This window comes from Oleiphilus sp. HI0043, assembly GCF_001634935.1.
Map to the genome: position 1 here is coordinate 1 of NZ_LWEY01000844.1, position 1,321 is coordinate 1,321.

Below are 1,321 nucleotides of genomic sequence, written 5' to 3' on the forward strand. Positions count from 1 at the left end.
AGACTCCGTAGTGAGAGCTGTAATAGTGGCTAGGCCAATTTGCTGATTGAGCAGGCCAACGCGTATGTTATCTCCAACTTTTGACTTTAGAGTCTCATGCATATGTTCGAGTTGACGACCGGAAATCTCAGCCAGTGTTTCGCTGTGCATATTTTCGGGGAATAACAGTAGCAGGTTCATCTAATTGTTATTCGCTTACAGGTTCTTCGTTGCGCTTCTTTTCGACGAGTTTTGAAAACAGCACTCCGACTTCAAAGAGAGCCCACATTGGAACTGCTAAAAGAGTTTGCGAAATAACATCTGGAGGCGTCAATAACATACCGATAACGAAGCAACCAACCACGATGTAAGGGCGTTTTTCACTTAGGCTAGCTGAGCTGGTAATACCTGCCGCAACCAAAATAATGGTTGCGATTGGGATTTCGAAGGCTAAGCCAAATGCGAAGAATAGCTTTAGAATGAAGTCAAGATAGCGACTAATATCGGTCATTACAGTGACGCCTTCAGGTGCGGCACTGGTGAAAAAGCCAAACACCAAAGGAAAGACGACAAAGTAAGCGAATGCCATGCCGAGATAGAACAATATTATGCTCGATAGCAGTAAAGGATAGGCGAGCCGTTTTTCATTCTCATAGAGTGCAGGTGCGATAAAACCCCATATTTGAAAGAGCACATAAGGCATTGATATAAACAGTGCCGTCATTAGTGCCAGTTTGAAGGGGGTAAAGAAGGGTGATGCGACATCGGTCGCGATCATGGTGCTACCTTCGGGTAAAAAGACCCTAAGTGGCTCTGAGACAATCAGGTAGATATCGTTGGCAAAATAGTAAAGGCCTGCGAAGATCAATATAACGCAAAGCACAGAACGCAGGAGGCGTGTGCGCAATTCTATCAGATGGCTGATTAGAGGCTGGCCTTGGTCGACTACAGTGTCGTTTTCAGTTGCGTTGTCAGAAGTCTTACTCATGTCTTTACTATGCTTAGCTTATTACGGAGGCCATGTTATGACTGCTTAGGCTTGTCGTTTTGCGTATTGCTTTGAAGGTCTTTTGACGAATCAGGCTCTTTTGGTGCCTGAAACAGCTTGTCATACTCATCTCTTGGTAAGGGCTCGAACTCTTCAGCTTCTTTGAGCGTTTCAACTCCGTAGAAGTACATCCTGTTTTGCCGACTATCCTTGCTCATGCAATACAAATGATTTAAAATATTCAGAGGTTCCCTAGTTTTCAAATCTATTTTTAAGTGCCTAGGTCAGCTATTGTTGATAGCTATTAAAAGTAGTTGATCTTACAAGGTTTTTCAATGCGCTGACGCATGCGCT

At 43.8% G+C, this 1,321-nt stretch carries 2 protein-coding genes and 1 pseudogene; all 3 read right to left on the reverse strand.

All coding sequences use genetic code 11. The annotated features are described in order from the left end of the window. Positions 1–180, reverse strand: a pseudogene (locus A3729_RS33880) (16S rRNA (uracil(1498)-N(3))-methyltransferase); the annotation flags it as partial. A 7-nt stretch (positions 181–187) separates the two neighbouring features. Next, positions 188–967 (reverse strand): twin-arginine translocase subunit TatC, encoded by a 780-nt coding sequence (gene tatC, locus A3729_RS09595; protein ID WP_068510193.1) that lies wholly within the window; start codon positions 965–967, stop codon positions 188–190. A gap of 35 nt (positions 968–1,002) precedes the next feature. Further along, entirely contained in the window at positions 1,003–1,158 is a 156-nt protein-coding gene (locus A3729_RS31500; RefSeq protein WP_156490463.1) for a hypothetical protein, read from the reverse strand. Positions 1,159–1,321: the final 163 nt, after the last annotated feature.

Excerpts from the sequence above, each read along its gene's own strand:
- tatC (WP_068510193.1), bottom strand. The coding sequence starts at position 967 with ATGAGTAAGACTTCTGACAACGCAACTGAAAACGACACTGTAGTCGAC.
- A3729_RS31500 (WP_156490463.1), bottom strand. The coding sequence starts at position 1,158 with ATGTACTTCTACGGAGTTGAAACGCTCAAAGAAGCTGAAGAGTTCGAG.